At 71.2% G+C, this 17,767-nt stretch carries 18 protein-coding genes; 4 read left to right on the forward strand and 14 right to left on the reverse strand.

The features are described 5' to 3' along the window. Positions 1 to 493 precede the first annotated feature (493 nt). Positions 494 to 799, forward strand: coding sequence for a hypothetical protein (locus tag ACH54P_RS29010; RefSeq protein WP_489906510.1), 306 nt, complete (start codon positions 494 to 496; stop codon positions 797 to 799). 15 nt (positions 800 to 814) lie between these two features. On the opposite strand, the gene ACH54P_RS29015 is transcribed toward ACH54P_RS29010, so the two are convergent. Further along, the gene (locus tag ACH54P_RS29015; protein ID WP_489916684.1) at positions 815 to 1,999 is read right to left on the reverse strand and encodes an amino acid deaminase/aldolase; all 1,185 of its coding nucleotides are present in this window, start codon (positions 1,997 to 1,999) and stop codon (positions 815 to 817) included. A gap of 87 nt (positions 2,000 to 2,086) precedes the next feature. Here ACH54P_RS29015 and ACH54P_RS29020 point away from each other — a divergent pair, with 87 nt between their 5' ends. Continuing rightward, positions 2,087 to 3,385, forward strand: coding sequence for a D-arabinono-1,4-lactone oxidase (locus ACH54P_RS29020; RefSeq protein ID WP_489906511.1), 1,299 nt, complete (start codon positions 2,087 to 2,089; stop codon positions 3,383 to 3,385). On the opposite strand, the gene ACH54P_RS29025 is transcribed toward ACH54P_RS29020, so the two are convergent. From ACH54P_RS29025 to ACH54P_RS29035, 3 genes are read right to left on the reverse strand one after another with little or no spacing between them, the layout of a single operon-like run. Next, positions 3,382 to 4,332 (reverse strand): ribose-phosphate diphosphokinase, encoded by a 951-nt coding sequence (locus tag ACH54P_RS29025; protein WP_489906512.1) that lies wholly within the window; start codon positions 4,330 to 4,332, stop codon positions 3,382 to 3,384. The genes ACH54P_RS29020 and ACH54P_RS29025 overlap by 4 nt on opposite strands. Then, positions 4,329 to 4,979, reverse strand: coding sequence for an SDR family oxidoreductase (locus tag ACH54P_RS29030; protein WP_489906513.1), 651 nt, complete (start codon positions 4,977 to 4,979; stop codon positions 4,329 to 4,331). The genes ACH54P_RS29025 and ACH54P_RS29030 overlap by 4 nt, the downstream gene beginning before the upstream one ends. A gap of 32 nt (positions 4,980 to 5,011) precedes the next feature. Continuing rightward, positions 5,012 to 5,665, reverse strand: coding sequence for a hypothetical protein (locus tag ACH54P_RS29035; RefSeq protein WP_489906514.1), 654 nt, complete (start codon positions 5,663 to 5,665; stop codon positions 5,012 to 5,014). A 422-nt stretch (positions 5,666 to 6,087) separates the two neighbouring features. Between ACH54P_RS29035 and ACH54P_RS29040 the strand changes: the two genes are divergently transcribed. Together ACH54P_RS29040 and ACH54P_RS29045 are read left to right on the forward strand one after the other, a co-directional pair. After that, positions 6,088 to 7,158: an HpcH/HpaI aldolase/citrate lyase family protein gene (locus tag ACH54P_RS29040; protein ID WP_489906515.1), complete on the forward strand. Its 1,071-nt coding sequence runs from the start codon at positions 6,088 to 6,090 to the stop codon at positions 7,156 to 7,158. Next, positions 7,155 to 8,012, forward strand: a complete 858-nt coding sequence (locus ACH54P_RS29045) for an HpcH/HpaI aldolase/citrate lyase family protein (protein WP_489906516.1) — start codon at positions 7,155 to 7,157, stop codon at positions 8,010 to 8,012. Before ACH54P_RS29040 ends, ACH54P_RS29045 begins: the two co-directional genes overlap by 4 nt. 15 nt (positions 8,013 to 8,027) lie before the next feature. Here ACH54P_RS29045 and ACH54P_RS29050 read toward each other — a convergent pair whose 3' ends face one another. The 10 genes from ACH54P_RS29050 to ACH54P_RS29095 form a co-directional block, all read right to left on the reverse strand. Beyond that, positions 8,028 to 8,879, reverse strand: coding sequence for a CU044_5270 family protein (locus tag ACH54P_RS29050; RefSeq protein ID WP_489906517.1), 852 nt, complete (start codon positions 8,877 to 8,879; stop codon positions 8,028 to 8,030). After that, positions 8,872 to 9,396, reverse strand: coding sequence for an RNA polymerase sigma factor (locus ACH54P_RS29055; RefSeq protein WP_489906518.1), 525 nt, complete (start codon positions 9,394 to 9,396; stop codon positions 8,872 to 8,874). The genes ACH54P_RS29050 and ACH54P_RS29055 overlap by 8 nt, the downstream gene beginning before the upstream one ends. A gap of 62 nt (positions 9,397 to 9,458) precedes the next feature. Next, positions 9,459 to 10,844 carry an amidase gene (locus ACH54P_RS29060; RefSeq protein WP_489906519.1) on the reverse strand — a complete coding sequence of 462 codons (1,386 nt, stop codon included), beginning with the start codon at positions 10,842 to 10,844 and terminating at the stop codon, positions 9,459 to 9,461. Positions 10,845 to 10,853: 9 nt separating this feature from the next. After that, the gene (locus tag ACH54P_RS29065) at positions 10,854 to 11,609 is read right to left on the reverse strand and encodes an SDR family NAD(P)-dependent oxidoreductase (protein WP_489906520.1); all 756 of its coding nucleotides are present in this window, start codon (positions 11,607 to 11,609) and stop codon (positions 10,854 to 10,856) included. After that, positions 11,606 to 13,018 (reverse strand): aldehyde dehydrogenase family protein, encoded by a 1,413-nt coding sequence (locus ACH54P_RS29070; RefSeq protein WP_489906521.1) that lies wholly within the window; start codon positions 13,016 to 13,018, stop codon positions 11,606 to 11,608. The genes ACH54P_RS29065 and ACH54P_RS29070 overlap by 4 nt, the downstream gene beginning before the upstream one ends. Further along, positions 13,011 to 13,781, reverse strand: coding sequence for an ABC transporter ATP-binding protein (locus ACH54P_RS29075; RefSeq protein ID WP_489906522.1), 771 nt, complete (start codon positions 13,779 to 13,781; stop codon positions 13,011 to 13,013). Before ACH54P_RS29075 ends, ACH54P_RS29070 begins: the two co-directional genes overlap by 8 nt. After that, positions 13,778 to 14,509, reverse strand: a complete 732-nt coding sequence (locus ACH54P_RS29080) for an ABC transporter ATP-binding protein (RefSeq protein ID WP_489906523.1) — start codon at positions 14,507 to 14,509, stop codon at positions 13,778 to 13,780. Before ACH54P_RS29080 ends, ACH54P_RS29075 begins: the two co-directional genes overlap by 4 nt. Continuing rightward, positions 14,506 to 15,312 (reverse strand): ABC transporter permease, encoded by an 807-nt coding sequence (locus tag ACH54P_RS29085; protein ID WP_489906524.1) that lies wholly within the window; start codon positions 15,310 to 15,312, stop codon positions 14,506 to 14,508. The genes ACH54P_RS29080 and ACH54P_RS29085 overlap by 4 nt, the downstream gene beginning before the upstream one ends. Further along, positions 15,312 to 16,256, reverse strand: a complete 945-nt coding sequence (locus ACH54P_RS29090) for an ABC transporter permease (RefSeq protein WP_489906525.1) — start codon at positions 16,254 to 16,256, stop codon at positions 15,312 to 15,314. Before ACH54P_RS29090 ends, ACH54P_RS29085 begins: the two co-directional genes overlap by 1 nt. Continuing rightward, entirely contained in the window at positions 16,253 to 17,740 is a 1,488-nt protein-coding gene (locus tag ACH54P_RS29095; RefSeq protein WP_489906526.1) for an ABC transporter substrate-binding protein, read from the reverse strand. Before ACH54P_RS29095 ends, ACH54P_RS29090 begins: the two co-directional genes overlap by 4 nt. Positions 17,741 to 17,767: the final 27 nt, after the last annotated feature.

Genomic DNA, 17,767 nt, shown 5'->3' on the forward strand with positions numbered 1-17,767 from the left:
CTGTGGACAACTGAGCGGTTTGGCCCGGGGTTGTCGGGGGGCGCCGATAGACTGGACAGGGGACGCCCCCCAGGGATGGGCGGGGCTGCTGTCGGGGGTGGGCCGGGTTCCGGCAAAGTCGTGTTGGTGCAGGCAGGCAACTGATCCGCGCGTACGGCGGGTGCGGTATTTCCTCGAATCGATCCGGGATCGGGCACGGACAACGCACCGTCGAAGTCCTGCCCGCCCCAGCAGACCTCCGCTTCCCAGCCGAGGCACTGGCTTTCCGGATCATCGCCGCCGCATCACCGACACCGATCCGCCGACCTCGCCACCTGGGCACTAGAGCATCGAGAACCGGCTGCATTGGGTCCGCGACACCATCGGCCGCGCCGGCGCCGCAGCCGCGGCATTGCCATTCCCGTAACCTCGCCGTCAGCGCCGTCGGCCGCACCCGCATCGCCCACATGGCCCGCGACGCCGCCCGACCCCTCGATCACTACGGAATCACCCCATGACCAGCACAAACGACGCTGCCGAGACCCTGCCAGGAATGGATGGAGGCCTGGGCCCGGCGCAACCTGGGGAGATTCGGCCGGGCGATATATACGAGGACTGCTCGTTCCATCCCGTCTTGTGCACGTACGTCGATGACGGCGACGAGGTCGGCGGCATCTCGCTGATCGACGCCACCTCGCCGCGGGCCTGCTCGCTCAGCGGCTGTGCCGTCGTCAAGCTCTCCATTGACGATGTGATCGCCGCGCGCGCTGACTGGCCTGGCTACCTCGCTCGGCGCCAAGCGGAGGACGAAGGCGCGTAGCCCCGACAACTCAGGTCAGCCGAAGTTTTGGTGCTCACCTCGGTACGTCGGGACCGTTCGCTCCACCCGGTCGCCCATCACCAGGTGGTAGTGCGTGAACCGCTCCGCCAGCTCCCCCGCCTTTGCGTGCCGGAGCCACACCCGGTCGCCCAGCTGCAGGGTTCGGGCTGCCCGGCCCGTCACTGGTGTCTGGACTTCGCCCGCGCCTTCGAAGCCCAGCAGCTTCAAGCCCGTCGGCAGGTATGGCTGCGGGACCCGCGATGGGCCCGTCGGGCCGGAGGCGATGTAGCCGCCCGAAAACAGCGTTGCGATGTTGCGGGTGGGACGGCGGACCACCGGCAACGCGAACAGCGCCGCCGGGCGGGGCTTGAAGCGGCTGTAGCCGTCGAACAAGGTGGGGCCGATCAGGCCTGAGCCGGCCGCTATCTCGGTGACGACCGCGTCCGCGCCCGTTGTTTCGATGCTGCCGGTGCCGCCGCCGTTCACGAACTCCAAGGGGGTTACCGACTGGACCGCGCGGACCGCTGCGCCGCGGCGGCGGGCCAGCTCGGCCGCCGAACGGCGCTGCATCCAGCCCACCAATGCCTGGTTGATGCGGTGGCCCACCGCGTCGCCGAGGCCGGCGATCTGGCCTTCGTACGCCATCACGCCCACCAGGCGGAAGCCCGGGCGGGCCACGATCTGGCGCGCGAACGTCGACGCCTGCTTCGGGGTGAACACCGGCGAGCGCCGCGTGCCGACGTGGATTCCTGGCAGAGGGCGCCACGATGCGTCGAGTTCCAGGCAGACGCGGATCTCCGGGTGGCCGTGGCCGAGGGCCGCGTCCACCAGATCCAGGTGCGCCGGCGAGTCGACCATGATCGCGATCGACGCGCGGGCCTGCTCGGACGCGGCCAGGCGGCGGAGCGCCTCGTGGTCGGCCGTCGGGTAGGCGACAACGATGTCGGTCGTCGTGCCCTGCTCGGCGTGCCAGATCGCCTCGGCGAGCGAATAGCACATCAGGCCCTCGAAGCCGGGCATCGCGAGCACGCGCTCCAGCAACGCGCGGCAACGCACGGACTTGCTGACCACGCGGATCGGCTTGCCCGCCGCGCGGCGGCGGAGGTCGTCGGCGTTCGCGTCGAAGGCAGCCAAGTCGACGACGGCCAAGGGCGGATCGAGGTCCTTGGTCGCCAAGTCGTACACCGTCGCACTGGTCACGAGGTCTAAAGTACGACACGAAGGCTTGAAACGCGAATAGTATTCACTTACTGTTTCCAGCACTCGACTGACGAAGGGTGCGCGCGCATGACCCGGTGGACCAACTGGGCGGGCACGGCGTCCGCCTCGCCGCAGCACGTCCACCAGCCGCGCAGCACGGCTGAGATCGCGACGACCGTCGAGAGCATCGCCGCGGCCGGCCGCACCGTGCGCCCCTGGGGCAGCGGGCACTCCTTCACCGCGATCGCCGTCGCCGACTCCGACGCCCTCGACCTGCGGTTCTGGACCGGCATCGAGCGCGTCGACGTCGAAACCGGGCACGTCACCGTCCGGTCGGGCACCACGATCCGGCAGCTCAACGCCGCGCTCGACGAGCTCGGGCTGGCCATGACCAACCTCGGGGACATCGACGCGCAGACCATCGCCGGCGCGATTTCGACCGGCACCCACGGGACCGGCGCGCGGCTCGGCGGCATCGCCACCCAGATCGTCGCGCTGGAGCTCGTCCTGGCCGACGGCTCGGTCGTCAGCTGCTCCGCCCAGGAAAAGCCCGACCTCTTCGCCGCCGCCCGCGTCGGTCTCGGCGCGCTCGGGGTGATCACCACGGTGACGCTCAAGTGCGAGCCGTCGTTCGTGCTGCGCGCGCAGGAACGACCGGAGCCGCTGGAGCAGGTCCTCGACGGCTTCCACGACTTCGCCGACGAGAACGAGCACTTCGAGTTCTACTGGTTCCCCTACGGCAAGAACGCCCTGGTCAAGCGCAACAACCGGTGCGAGACGGCCCAGCCGCTGAGCAAGGTCCGCGAGTTCGTCGACTACAAGATCATGGAGAACGTCGCGTTCGGCGGGCTCTGCCGGACGGGACGGCTGATGCCGCGGCTCGTGCCCTCCCTCGGCAGCTTCGCGTCGAACGTCCTCTCCGCGCGCGAGTACAGCGACCTCTCGCACCGCGTCTTCGTCACCGCGCGGAACGTCCGGTTCACCGAAACGGAATACGCTGTTCCACGTGAATCAGTGCTCGACGTGCTCGCCGAGCTGCGCGCGCTGGTGCCGAAGCTGAAGGACCCGGTGATGTTCCCGGTCGAGGTCCGGGTCGCCGCCGCCGACGACATCTGGCTGTCGACCGCGCAGGGCCGCGACTCCGCCTACATCGCCATCCACCAGTTCGTCGGCATGCCGTACCGCGAGTACTTCAGCGCCTTCGAGAAGATCGCCGGCGCGGTCGGCGGCCGCCCGCACTGGGGCAAGATGCACGACCTCGACGCCGGCGTCCTCCGCTCGCGCTACCCGCACTTCGACGACTTCCTGCGCGTGCGCAAGGAAACCGACCCGAGCGGCGTCTTCACCAACACCTACCTGGACCGGGTGCTCGGACCGGTGGGCTAGAAGAGCGCGGACACCGATTCGCCGTTGTGGATCCGGCGGATCGCCTCGGCCATGGCCGGCGCGATCGAGAGGATCTTCAGCTTCTCGGAGCGTTCTTCCTCGGGCACCGGGACCGTGTTGGTGCAGACGATCTCCAGCACCTCGGGCTGGCCGCCGATCCGCTCGATGGCCTTCGCCGCGAACAGCCCGTGCGTGCAGGCGACCCGGATCGACCGGGGCTCCAGCTCGGCGAGCCTGTCCAGCAGCTCGAGCACCGTGCTGCCCTTGGCGATCTCGTCGTCGAGCACGATCACGTCGCGGCCGGTGATCTCGCCGATGACCGACGTGATCTGGACGCGGTCGTCCGGGAAGCGCTCCTTCGCCCCGGCCGCGACCTGGACGCCGAGGAGCCGCGCGAAGTGCGACGCCTCCTTCGCGTTCCCCAGGTCGGGCGAGACGACGGTGGTGCGCGAAAGGTCGTACTGCCGGAAGTGCTTGGCCAGCTCCTGCAGCGCGTGCAGGTGGTCGACCGGCACGCTGAAGAACCCGTGCACCTGCGGCGAGTGCAGGGTCATCGCGAGCACGCGGCTCGCACCCGCCGTCACCAGCAGATCGGCGACCAGGCGGCCCCCGATCGAGATGCGCGGCGCGTCCTTCTTGTCCGAGCGCGCGTACGAGTAGTGCGGCATCACGGCGGTGATCCGCGACGCCGAGGCGCCGCGCGCCGCGTCGAGCATCAGCAGCAGCTCGACGAGGTGCTCCTGCACCGGCTTGACCAGCGGCTGGATGATGAAGACGTCCCGCTCGCGGCAGTTGGCCTGCAGTTGCACCTCGAGGCAGTCGTTCGCGAACCGCTGGATCTCGACCGGCCGCAGCGGCACGCCGAGGTGGGTGCAGATCTCTTCGGCGAGCCCGGGGTGCGCGCTGCCGCTGAAGACGGCGATCTCTCTCGATGCCTGGGTGATCACAGCGCTGAGATCGCTTCACCGATCGCCGTCTCACCGGAGATCAGCGTCAGGGTGCGGTGTGCCGAAGCGGGCGTCTCGAGCAGGGCGACGAGCACCGCGGCGACGTCGTCACGCGGGATCGGGCCGCGACCGGTCTTCTCGGCCAGCAGGACCAGGCCGGTGCCGGGGTCGTCGGTCAGCTGTCCCGGCCGGAGGATCGTCCAGTCGAGGTCGCGCGCCTTGAGGTCGTCCTCCGCCGCGCGCTTGGCACGCAGGTAGTGGCGGAATTCCTCGGTGACGTCGGGGTTCTCCGGGTTGTCGGCGCCGATGGAACCGACCTGGACGTGGCGCCGGACCCCGGCCCGCTCGGCCGCTTCGGCGAACAGCGCCGCGGCGCCGCGGTCCACAGTGTCCTTGCGGGCGGTGCCGCTGCCCGGGCCGGCGCCGGCGGAGAACACCGCGGCGTCGGCGCCCTTCAGCACCTCGGCGACGGCGTCCACATCGGAGTTCTCCAGGTCGAGCACGACGGCCTGGGCGCCGGCGGCCTCGAGGTCCGCCGCGTGGGCGGGATTCCGGATGATCCCGACCGCTTCGTCGCCGCGCGCGGCGAGCAGCCGCTCGAGCCGCAGCGCGATCTGACCGTGTCCACCTGCAATGACGACTCGCATGAGCCGACCCTATCCCGGTGTGAACGCGACCGTCAGTCGAGCGACGCGGGGACCTCGGCAGTGCGGAGGAGGTGGTCGTAGACGACCTCGTTCACCAGGCGGGAGACCGGGTCCTCGGCCAGCACGACGCGCTCGGTGCGGCCCTCGAGGTCCAGGTCGACGACCGCGTTGGGGTCGGCGGTCACGACGGCGAGGCCGTACGCGCGGGCGCGCGGCAGGCAGTTGCCGACGTAGTCCTCGGTGAGGACGGCCGGCGACGGGAGCACCATCGCGGCCTCGCCGTAGCGGGCGAACGGAACCGCGGAGGCCATCGCGGTGCGCCAGTGGCGCGCGACGGCCAGGACGCCGACGATTTCGGCGGCCGGGGCGGGGGCGGTTCCGGCCAGCTCCGGCCAGGTCCAGGTGTCGACGGTGGCACGGTCGGCCACCGGGCCGGCACCCATCGCGATGCGTTCGGCGTGCACGTCGGTGCGGAGCTTGGCGACCACGCAGACCTTGCGGCCGAGGATCGTGGTCTCGGGGAGGACGACGCCGTTCCAGCCCAGCTGGGCGGCGGCGGCGACGGCGAGCTCGTCGACGCTCGCGGGGAGCTCGATCGGCGGCACCACGCGGCTCGGCATCGACCGGCTGCGCTTCGCGCCACCGGCGACCGTCGAGCGCTCGGTGTTCTGAGGTGTAGCCGCCACGAGTCCGCCTCCTTCTAACCTGCACCGCTTCGTGACCGGGGAAAACCGGCACCTCACTTGTCTAACAGCGCGGCGGCGCGGCGTCGCCGGGTAGCGCGAGTGGCTGCGATCGGCGGCGCCCAGCGGTCGATGACCGGTCGGTAGGCGGTCATCCGACTTCGGTCGAACGGTGCGGCCAACCGAGTGATCGCGGGGTGAGTGGCATTACGGTCCGGTTGCGGCCGGTTACCCGCGGCTCGATCGGGCAAACCCGATCCGACTAGCCCGTTCGGCGCAACCCGGGGAAAATCCACAGTGGACCCGGGCCGCTGAGCTGCGGTTGTCCGCCGTCACCCACACGGCGGTGAGCTACGCCGCAGCGGACACGCTCGCCCGCGACTAAAGTTACCGACCAGTCACTTAGTCGTCGCCGTGGAGGACCGATGCGCTCCCCGAAGGACTTCTTCGCCCCGCTCGCCCTGGGCGCGCCCGCCCCCGTGCGGGAGATCCCGGTGACGCCGTCCCGGATGATCCACTTCTTCGACCCCGGCAACGAGAAGATGGCGGCGAAGGTGCCGGACATCGCGAAGAAGGTCGACGTCCTGCTCGGCAACCTCGAGGACGCCGTCCGCGCCGACCGCAAGGAGGCCGCGCGCGCCGGGCTCGTCGCGATCGCCAAGGCGAACGACTTCGGGAAGACGCAGCTGTGGACGCGCGTCAACAGCCTCGACTCGCCGTGGGTGCTCGACGACCTGATCACGCTGGTCACCGAGATCGGCGACAAGCTCGACGTGATCATGGTGCCGAAGGTCGAGGGCGCGCAGGACATCCACTACGTCGACCGGCTGCTGGCCCAGCTCGAGGCGCGCGCCGGCCTGACGAAGCCGCTGCTCGTGCACGCCATCCTCGAGACGGCGAGCGGCGTGGCCAACGTGGAGGAGATCGCCGGCGCGAGCCCGCGCATGCAGGGCATCTCCCTCGGCCCGGCCGACCTGGCGGCGAGCCGCCGGATGAAGACGACCCGCGTCGGCGGCGGGCACCCCGGCTACCTGGTGCGGACCGACCCCGTCGGCGAGGACCTGACCGAGGGCCGGACGACGTACCAGCAGGACCTCTGGCACTACACGGTGGCGCGGATGGTCGACGCCTGCGCGATGCACGGGATCCTGCCGTACTACGGCCCGTTCGGGGACATCCGCGACGTCGTCGCGTGCGAGGACCAGTTCCGCAACGCGTTCCTGCTCGGCTGCGTCGGCGCGTGGAGCCTGCACCCGGTGCAGATCGACATCGCGAAGAAGGTGTTCTCGCCTTCGCCGTCCGATGTGGCCTGGGCGCGCCGGGTGATCGCCGAGATGGGCGACGGCACGGGCGCGGTGATGATCGACGGGAAGATGCAGGACGACGCGTCGGTGAAGCAGTGCCGCGTGGTCGCCGAACTGGCCGACGCCCTCGCGGCGGACGACCCCGAACTCGCCGCGGCCTACGACGCGGCCACCAAGGAGGCCCTCGGATGACCGAGCTGAAGCCGAGGCGTTCCGTCCTCTACATGCCCGGCGCCAACGAACGTGCGCTGGAGAAGGCCAAGACGATCCCGGCGGACGCGCTGATCCTCGACCTCGAGGACGCCGTCGCGCCGGACGCGAAGGAAGCCGCGCGCGAGCGGGTCTGCGCGGCCGTGGGGAACTACGGCTCCCGCGAGGTGACGATCCGCGTCAACGGCTTGGACACCGAATGGCACGACGCCGACCTGCGCGCGGCCGCGTCGGCCGGCCCGGCTGCCGTGGTCGTGCCGAAGGTGAACTCGGCGGCCGAGGTGCACAACATCGAGCGCGCGCTCGAGCTGGGCGGGGCCCCGGACCACACGAAGATCTGGGCGATGGTCGAGACGCCGGTGGCGATGCTGCACGCGGAGGAGATCGCGGCGGCGTCGGAGCGGCTGACCGTGCTGGTGATGGGCACGAACGACCTGGCCAAGGAGCTGCACGCGGAGTTCGTCCCGGGCCGCGGCCCGCTGCTCGGCGGTCTCTCGCTGTGCCTGCTGGCCGCCCGGGCGACCGGCAAGGTCATCCTCGACGGCGTCTACAACGACGTGAAGGACCTCGAAGGCTTCGAAGCGGAGTGCCAGCAGGGCCGGCAGTACGGCTTCGACGGCAAGACCCTGATCCACCCCGCGCAGGTGGAGCCGTGCAACCGGATCTTCGCGCCGTCGGAGGAGGAGGTCGACCGCTCGCGGCGGATCATCGAGGCCTTCGAGGAGGCGCGCGCCGCGGGACGCGGCGTGGTGACTGTGGACGGCCGGATGATCGAGAACCTGCACGTCGACAACGCGCGGCGGGTGCTGGCGCTGGCCGAGGCCGTCAAGGGCTGACGGCCTCGGCGACGCTCACTCCGGCAGGTCGTCCGTCCACTCGGCACTGACCGCGTACGTGTCGCCGTTCGCGTCCGTGACCGGTTTGCCGTCCGGGCCCAGGAACACCGACAACCCGTCGACCTGGCCGGTCGCCGGGTCGACGACGAGGCGGCCGCCGCCCGGGAGCTGCACGCCCTTGCCGTCGGGCGCCGCGTGCACCTCCGGGTAGGCGGCGATCGCGCGGAACGCCGCCGCCCGGACCGCCGGGGGCGCCGGCACGACCGAGACCAGGTCGATCAACGACTGGAGCACCATCGCGTCGCGCTGGTCCGCGGGCACTCCATGCCGCGTCAGCCCGTCCGCGAGCCAGTTCCGCAGCGCCGCCGGATCCGGGGGCAACGCCAGCACCCCGCTGAGCGTGACGTCGTCGTCGCCGTTCAGCCGGATGGGCCTCGGGCGAGGCTGGAGCACGGCCTTGCCGTGGGTGTTCTCGCCGCGGTACCACTCCTGCCCGTCGGTGGTGGTCCAGTACTCCCAGGACTCCTTGCCGACCTTCGTCGTCGAGTGCCAGTACTTGCCGGTGCCGACCTGGGCGCGCTCGGCGACCGTGGCCGCCGCCAGCAGGATCTGCCGGCCGGGGTCGACCGGCGCCACGGCCTGCGGAGCCGGGGGCGGCGCTTCGGCCGGAGTGCCGGGCAGGGTCGCCACCACGACGGCGGCGGCCGCGGCGGCGGCGACCAGCCCGGCGCCGATCACCAGCGGGCGGACACGCTTGCGGCCGCCGGTCAGCACGTAGTTCTGCAGCCGGTGGCGGCTGCGGTCGACGACGTCCTGGGCCGGCTCGTCGGGCAGGAGTGCCGTGCGCAAGGTCTCGAGGTCATTCATCGGTGGCCTCCGGGGTGAGAACGGGGGTGAGCTTCTTGCGGGCGCGGTTCAGCCGGGAGCCGACGGTGCCCGGGGAGATGCCGAGGGCCTCGGCGACTTCCGCGTAACCGAGTTCGCCGAGGGCCACCAGCAGCAGGACGTCGCGTTCGCCGGCGGAAAGCCGGGACAGCGCCTTGCCCAGCTGCCCGGCCACGATGGCTGAAAGGACCCGGTTTTCGTGGCCTTCGGCCGGGCGGGGCGCCTCGATCCGCGCGAGCGCGCGGTAGTGCCGGGCTTCCTTGCGGCGGTGCCTCGAGACGAGGTTCGTCGCGATGCCGAACAGCCAGGCACGCAGGTCGCCGCGGGCGGGGTCGAACGTCTTGCGGCGGTCGAACGCCACCAGGAACGTCTCGGCCGCGACGTCCTCCGCGACCTGCACGCCGAGCCGGCCGGCGACGTAGCGGTAGATCTCGGCGAAGTGGCGGTCGTGCGCCTCGGTGAACTGGTCGGCGCCGGTCACCGGGGCTGCCTCTGTCATGGGGTTCCTTCCCGTCGGCGACAGCTTCACCACCCCTTCGCCGCGGGCCCGGAACTTCTTCCCTACCCGATCGGCCAGGGGCGCTGCGGCTCGCGGATCCGTTCGTACGCCGCGGCGGCACGCAGGACGCCGAGGTCGTCGAAGCGGCGGCCCGTGAGCTGGAGGCCGATCGGACGGCCGTCGTCGGTGTAGCCGCAGTTCACGGACACCGACGGCTGGCCGGACATGTTGTACGGAACCGTGAACGCGATGTGCTCGAACGGCCGGGCGGGGTCGTTCGTCGGGGACGCCCACTCCGCCGGCGGGGCCGCCACCGGGCAGGTCGGGGACAGCACCACGTCGAACGGCGACGTCGCGCGCAGGGCCGCCACGCTGATCGCGTCGATCTGGGCGAAGCCGCGGTAGACGTCCACTCCGGACAGGTCCGCGCCGCCCGCGGCCCAGTCCGCGATGTACGGCAGGACCTTCGCGCGGCGGTTCGGCGGCAACGCCGCCAGGTCCGACCAGGCACGGGTGCGCCAGAAGACGTCCAGGCCGCTGAGCATTTCACGCGTGAGGAACGGACCGACCGGCTCGACAACCGCGCCCGCGGCTTCGAACGCCCGGGCCGCCGCCGTGACGGCGTCGCGCGTCGCCGGGTCCACGGGGAGCCCCACGCCGGGGTCGAGGTGCAGGCCGACGCGCAGGCCGGACAGCGAGCCGTCGAGCGAAGACCACGGGAGGTCGGCCGGGGGCAGGCAGAGGTGGTCGCGCGCGTCCGGGCGCGAAAGGACGCTCATCAGCAACGCCGTGTCCGCGACCGTGCGGGTCATCGGGCCGGCGACGCGGCCGAGGAACGGCGGGTCGACCGGCACGCGGCCGAAGCTCGGCTTGAGCCCGACCAGCCCGCACCAGCCGGCGGGCAGCCGGATCGAGCCGCCGATGTCCGTCCCGACGTGCAGCGGGCCGTAGCCCGCGGCGGCCGCGGCTCCCGCGCCCGCGCTCGACCCGCCCGGCGTCGCCGACGGCTGCCAGGGGTTCCGCGCGGTCGCGTGGAAGCTCGACAGCCCGGACGTCAGCATCCCGTAGTCCGGCATGGTGGTCTTGGCCAGCAGGACGCCGCCGGACTCGCGGACCCGCGCGGCCGCCGGAGCGTCCTCGACGGCCGGGACCAACGCGGTCGCCGCGGTGCCCAACGGCACCGGCGTGCCCCGGGTCGCGATGTTCTCCTTGAGCGTCAGCGGGACGCCGTCGATCGGGCCCAGCGGTTCTTCGGACGCCCAGCGCGCTTCGGACGCCTTCGCGTCGTCGAGAGCACCTGAAGGGTCGTACGCGTACAAAGCGTGCAGCTCCGGCTCTCGCGCCTCGATGCGCGCGAGGACGGCTTCGGTCACCTCGACCGGCGAGAGCGTCTTCGCGCGGTACTGCGCGACGAGTTCGACGGCGGTCAGATCCGGCAACTCAGGCATGAGCGCTCCTCAAGAGGCGGGCGGTTCGAAGCGGCCGTCGACGGCGGTCCAGCCGCCGTCCACGGCCAGCACGGAACCGGTCACGAACGACGAAGCGTCCGAAGCGAGGTACACGACGGCGCCGGCGAGCTCGTCCGGACGCGCCCAGCGCCCCAACGCACCCTTCGTCGCGTACGCGTCGTACCACTCCGGATTCGCCTTGATCTGCGCGGTCAGGGGCGTCTCGACGACGCCGGGAGCGATCGCGTTGACCCGCACGCCGGCCGGGCCGAACTCCGCCGCGGCCGTCCGGAACAGCTGGACGAGCCCCGCCTTCGTCGCCGCGTACGGGCCCTGGCCGGGCTCGACGGTCGTGCCGCGGATCGACGAGAAGCCGATGATGCTCCCCCGGCCGCGCGCGACCATGTCGGCGCCGAAGACGCGGACGACCTCGAAGGACACCCCGAGGTTCAGCGCGATGACCCGGTCGAACTCCTCCCGCGTGTAGTCCAGCAACCGTTTGCGGACGTTGGTCGCGGCGGTCAGCACGACGACGTCCTGCGGCCCGAGGTCGGTCGCCGCGCGGTCGACGGCGCCGGGTTCGAGCAGGTCGATCTCGTACGCCTCGCCGACGCCGGTCTCGCGCGCGGCTTCGAGGTCGCGGTCGGCGCACACCACGTCGGCGCCGTGCGCGGCCAGTGCTCGCGCGGCTTCGCGGCCGATCCCGCCGGCGCCGAGGACCACGGCCCGGCGGCCGTCCAGCCGGAACAACGTCTCGTAGTTCACGGGCGCAGCACCGCCATCCTCGTCACGGTCAGCTCTTCGACGGCGAACCGCGGCCCTTCGCGGCCGATGCCGGAGTCCTTGACGCCGCCGTACGGCATGGTGTCGGAGCGGAAGCCGGGCACCTCGTTGACGACGACGCCGCCGACCTCGAGTTCGTCGAGGGCGCGGAACGCCGTCTTCAGCGACCGGCTGTAGACGCTGGCGTGGAGGCCGTAGCGGGACGCGTTCACCGCGGCGAACGCTTCGTCCACATCGGACACCGTGCGCAGGCAGACGACCGGGCCGAAGATCTCCTCGTCCCAGGCCTCGACGCCGTCGGGGACGTCGAGCAGGACGGTCGGTCGCAGCACGGTGCCGTCGATGCCACCGCCGACCCGGCGGGCGCCGGACTTCTCGATCCACGCGGCGACGCGGTCGGTGGACGCGGGGTCGATCAGCGCGGACACCCGCGTCTTCTCGTCCCGCGGGTCGCCGACGACGACTTCGTCGAGCCGGGCCAGCAGCCGTTCGGTGAACTCCTCGGCGACCGAAGCGACAACCAGGACCCGCTGCACCGAGATGCACGCCTGGCCGGACGCGTAGAAGCCGCCGCGCAGCACGGCGTCGGCCGCGGCGTCCAGATCGGCGTCGCCGGCGACGACCAACGCCGCGTTCGAGCCCAGCTCCAGCAACGTCTTCGTGGGGGCCGCGTCGCGGGCGATGCGGTGGCCGACCGCGGCCGAGCCGGTGAACGAGACCGCGCCGATCCGCCGGTCGGTCGTCAGCGCGGCGCCGACGGAGGCGTCGCCGGTGACCAGCTGGACCATCGCCGGACGAGGGGCGAGCTGCCGGACCAGGTGGACCAGCCAGAGCGTGGCCAACGGCGTCTGCGGTGCGGGCTTGACGATCACCGGGCAGCCCGCGGCGATGGCAGGAGCGATCTTGTGCGACGCGAGCAGCAGCGGGTAGTTGAAGCCCGCGATGCCGACGACGACGCCGATCGGCTTGCGCTTCCAGAACCCGACCAGGCCGTCGCCCGCGGGCAGGAGATCCAGGGGCACGGTCTCGCCGTGCAGCCGCGACACCTCTTCGGCCGCGGCCTCCCAGGTGACGATCGTGCGGGCGACCTCGACGCGGCAGTCGACCAGCGGCTTGCCGGTCTCCAGCACGAGCAGGTTTTCGAACTCCTCGCGGCGGGAACGCACCGCGGCGGCGACGTCGTTGAGCAGCGAACGCCGTACCCGCGAAGGCAGCGAAGCCACTTCGCGCGCGACAGCGACAGCTTCATCGACAGCGCGCGTAGCCAGCTCCGGCGTGCCGATCGGGGCGCGACCGACGACACTCCCGTCGTAGGGGAAAACGATTTCTGCGGTATCCACAGTGGACACCCAGTCCGCGCCGACCGGCAGGCCGTCCGGGTGGTCAGGCATCGTCACCTCCGCTCAGCCGGGCCAGTTCCGCGCGCAGGTTCGGCGCGGCGTCGAGGAGTTCCCGGGTGTATTCGTGCTCGGGCGCGTCGTAGACCTGCGCCACGTCGCCGAGCTCGACGATCTCGCCGCGGCGCATCACCGCGACCCGGTCGCAGACGTGCCGGACGACGCCGAGGTCGTGCGACACGAAGATCAGCGTCAGCGCGAACTGCTCGACCAGCGAGCCGAGCAGGTCGAGGATCTGGCCGCGCACGGAGACGTCCAGGGCGCTGACCGGCTCGTCCGCGATCAGCACGCTCGGGTTCGGCGCCAGCGCGCGGGCGATCGAGATCCGCTGCCGCTGGCCGCCGGAGAACTGGTGCGGGTACCGCCCCGCCGCGTCCGCGGGGAGCCCGACCGCCGCCAGCAGCTCGTCGACGAGTTTCGGGTTCCGGCGGCCCAGCGGTTCGGAGATGATGTCGGCGACGCGCATCCGCGGGTCGAGCGAACCCATCGGGTCCTGGAAGACGATCTGCAGTTCCGAGCGCAGGAAACCCAGCTTCCGCTCGGGCAGGTCGTCGATGCGCCGCCCCTGGAACGACACCGTGCCCGCGGTCGGCTTGTCGAGCGCGGCCAGCAGCCGGACCAGCGTCGACTTGCCCGAGCCGGACTCGCCGACGATGCCGAACCGCTGTCCCGCTTCGACGTCGAAGCTGACGCCGCGCAGTGCGTGGACGTCACGCCGGGCGTACCGGCGTTCGAGGTCGCGGACTTCGATGATCATCGTCGGGCCTCCAGGTCCGAGGCGTCGAGGAGCTTTCGCGTGTACTCGTGCTTCGGCTGCGTCAGCACTTCGCGCGTCGAGCCCGCTTCGACGATCTCGCCGTCCAGCATCACCAGGACGCGCTCGCACACCGACGCGACGACAGCGAGGTCGTGGGTGATGAAGAGCAGGGCGCTCTCGGCAGGCAACGACGTCTTGATGAGCGAAAGGATCTGGGCCTGCACGGTGACGTCGAGGGCGGTCGTCGGCTCGTCGCAGATCAGCAGCGACGGCTCGTTGGCCAGCGCCATCGCCAACACGACGCGCTGCCGCTGCCCGCCGGACAGCTGGTGCGGGTACGCGCGGGCCGTGCCCGGCAGTCCGACGGAGGAGAGCAGCTCTTCGGCGGTCCGGCGCCGACCGTGGATCCGGCCGGGCTCGGTGACCTGGCGGCCGACGCGCATGGCCGGGTTCAACGCCGTCATCGGCTCCTGGAACACCATCGCCAGTTCGTCGCCGCGCAGCCGGGACAGGTCCTTTTCGGACATTCCGAGCAGCTCGCGGCCGGCCAAGGAGACCGAGCCGGACGCGCGCAGCTCCTCGGGCAGCAGGCCCATGATCGACAACGCCGTCAGCGACTTCCCGGACCCGGACTCCCCGATCAGCCCGACGCGCTCGCCGGCGCCGATCTCGAAGGAGACGTCGCGAACGAGCGAAGAAACGCTGAGGCCCGACACGGTGAGCGTCATACGCGAGCCGCCAATCGGGGGTCGAGGCGGTCGCGCAGGCCGTCGCCGAGGAGGTTGAAGCCCAGGACGGCGACGGCGATCGCGATGCCCGGCACCAGCGCCAGCCGCGGCTGCACGGTCAGCAGTTCCTGGGACTCCTGCAGCATCCGGCCCCAGGACGGCGTCGGCGGCCGCGTGCCGAAGCCGAGGAACGACAGCGCCGCCTCGGCGAGCACAGCGATCGCGAACGACACCGACGCCTGGACGATCAGCAGCCCGGAGATGTTCGGCAGCACGTGCCGCACGGCGATGGTGAGCTTCGACCGGCCGCCGGCGCGGGCGGCGAGCACGAACTCGGTGCTCATCACCTGCAGCGTCCCGGAGCGGGCGATCCGCGCGAACGACGGGATCGTGGCGATGCCGATGGCGACCATCGCGGTCAGCGTGTCCGCGCCGAACACCGCGCCGAACATGATCGCCAGCAGCAGCGCGGGGAACGCGAGCACGAGGTCGTTGACCCGCATCACGAACTCGCCCAGCCACCGCGGCGACATCCCGGCGAGGATGCCGAGCGGCGTGCCGATGACCGCGGCGATGCCGACCGCGACAACCCCGACGTACAGCGTGGTGCGCGCGCCGACCATGAGCTGGCTCAGCAGGTCGCGCCCGAACTTGTCGGTGCCGAACCAGTGGGACGCGCCGAAGCCGAGCAGCCGGTGGGTCGCGTCGACCTTCACCGGGTCGAACGGCGTCCACAGGAACGACAGCAGCGCGGCGAGCACGACCAGGCCGACGAGCACCCCACCGATGACGAGATTGCGCATCACGAACCTCGCAATCGCGGGTCGAGCACGGTGTAGAGGACGTCGACGACGAAGTTGACCAGCAGCACACCGACCACCAGCACGAGCACGATCCCCTGCACCGTCAGCAGGTCACGCGCGGCGACGGCGTCCAGCAGCATCGAGCCCAAGCCCGGCAGCACGAAGACGCGCTCGACGACGACGGCGCCGATCAGCAGGGTCGCCAGCTGCAGCCCGAGCACGGTGACGACGGGCACCGACGCGTTGCGCAGGCCGTGGCGCACCAGGGCTTGCCCGGGACGCAGGCCCTTCGACCGCGCGGTGCGCAGGTAGTCCTGACCGAGCGTGTCGAGCACCGCCGACCGCACATAGCGCGTGAGGACCGCGCCCTGCACCAGGCCGAGCGACAACGCCGGCAGGACCAGCCCGCGGAAGAACTCGCCGAAGTCCTGGTTCGGCGGCGTCCACCCGCCGGACGGCAGCCACCGCAGCTGCACGGCGAAGATCTGCACCAGGATGATCCCGGCGAGGAACGCGGGGATCGCGACGCCGATCTGCGACAGCCCGGAAACGCCCGCACCGGACGCCTTCCGGTGCTTCACGGCGGCGAACGTACCCGCCGGGATCGCGATCACCAGCGCCACCACCATCCCGGCGCCGACCAGCCAGAGCGTGACGCCGAGGCGGTCGAGCAGCTGCGGGCCGATGGTGTCGCGCGTGAAGTACGAGCGGCCGAAGTCGCCGTGCAGCACGCCGCCGATCCAGTCGAAGTACTGCGTGACCAGCGGGCGGTCGATGCCGAACTCCGCACGGGTCTTGGCGAGCAGCTCCGGCGTCGCGTTGACGCCGAGCGCGACCTGCGCCGGGTCGCCGGGCAGCACGGCCATGAACAGGAACACCACGACCGACGCGACCAGCACGCTGACCACGAAGATCGCCACCCGGCGCAGCACCCTGGCGGTCATCGCGGCGCCAGCCCGGTGAGGTCGAACGACTCGCTGACCTGGTTCGGCACGAACCCGCCGACCTTCGTCTTCGCGACGATCACGTTGGGGAACAGGAACAGCCAGTCCGCGGCGGCGTCGGTGTTGATCTGCCGCGCCACCTGCTTCATGTCCGCGACCTGCTGCTCCGGCGTCCCGCTGTCGGCCTCGGCGAGCAGCTGCTGGACGCGCTTGCTGTCGTAACCCCAGTAGTACTTCGGCTTCCCGAACGTCGTGATGTCGCGCGCCTCGACGTGCTGGATGATCGACAGGTCGTAGTCGTGGTCGGTGAACACCTGCTTGAGCCACACCGCGGGGAAGTCGAGCGGTTCGATCGAGGTCCGCACCCCGACGTCGGCGAGCTGCGACTGGACGACCTGCGCGGCCGACACCGCGTACGGCAGGTTCGGGATCCGCATCCGCAGGTTCAGGTTCGTCGCACCGGCTTCGGTCAGCAACGCCTTGGCCTTCGCGGGATTGAACGGGTAGACGTTCGAGAGGTCCTCGTACCAGGGGTCGGTCGGCGGGACCATGCTGCCGATCAGCGTGCCGCGCCCGGCCCACGCCGTGTCGAGCAGCGCCCTCCGGTCGATCGCGTACGTCAGCGCCTGGCGCACTCGGACGTCGTTGAGCGGCGCCTTCGCGTTGTTCATGGCGAGCGTGACCTCGCTGTTGGACGTGCCCTGGACGACCTGGAACCGGTCGTCGGCCTGGAACTGCGGGATCGAGTCCGGCGCGGTGATCGCCGAGATGACGTCGATCCCGTTGCTGTAGAGCGCGTTGTTCAGCGCGGTCGGGTCCTTGATGTACTTGAGGACCACCGTGGCGTACGCCGGTTTCCGGCCCCAGTACGCGGGATTCGCCTTGAGCACGACGGAGTCGCCGCGCTTGCGCGCCGCCACGACGTACGGCCCGGTGCCGACCGGCTTGTTCGCCAGGTCCGCGACGCCGGTCGGGCTGAACATCGCGCCGAGCCGGCTGGTGAGGCTGAACAGCCAGCCGTTCGACGGCTTCGACAGCACGACCCGCGCGTGGTCCGGCGCCACGACGTCGACGTGGTCGACGACGTCCATCGTGGACTTGATCGAGATGGTCCAGTCGGTCTTCACCCGCAGCAGGGAGAACTTGACGTCCTCGGCGGTGAACGGCGCGCCGTTGCTGAACTTGACGCCGTCGCGCAGCTTGAAGTCGTAGGTCCGGCGATCCGGGCTGATGGTCCAGGACTCGGCGAGCAACGGCACCACCCGGCCCTGCGAGTCGAGCCTCACCAGGCCTTCGTAGACGTTGTAGAGCAGGGCCTGCGGGATCGCGGCGCCGTCGGTCCGGGTGAAGTCGAAGTTCGCCGGCTCCGCCGTGAAGCCGACGGAAAGCGTGTCCGGGCCAGCGGAAACGCTCGCGGACGAACCGGCCGAGCAGCCGGACACGACGAGCAGCGCCGCTGCCAGCACGTGAATCCGGGCTTTCATTCGGCCTCCAGGTAAGTACACTGGTCA

The sequence above is a fragment of the Amycolatopsis sp. N2S4-7 genome, from assembly GCF_058119595.1.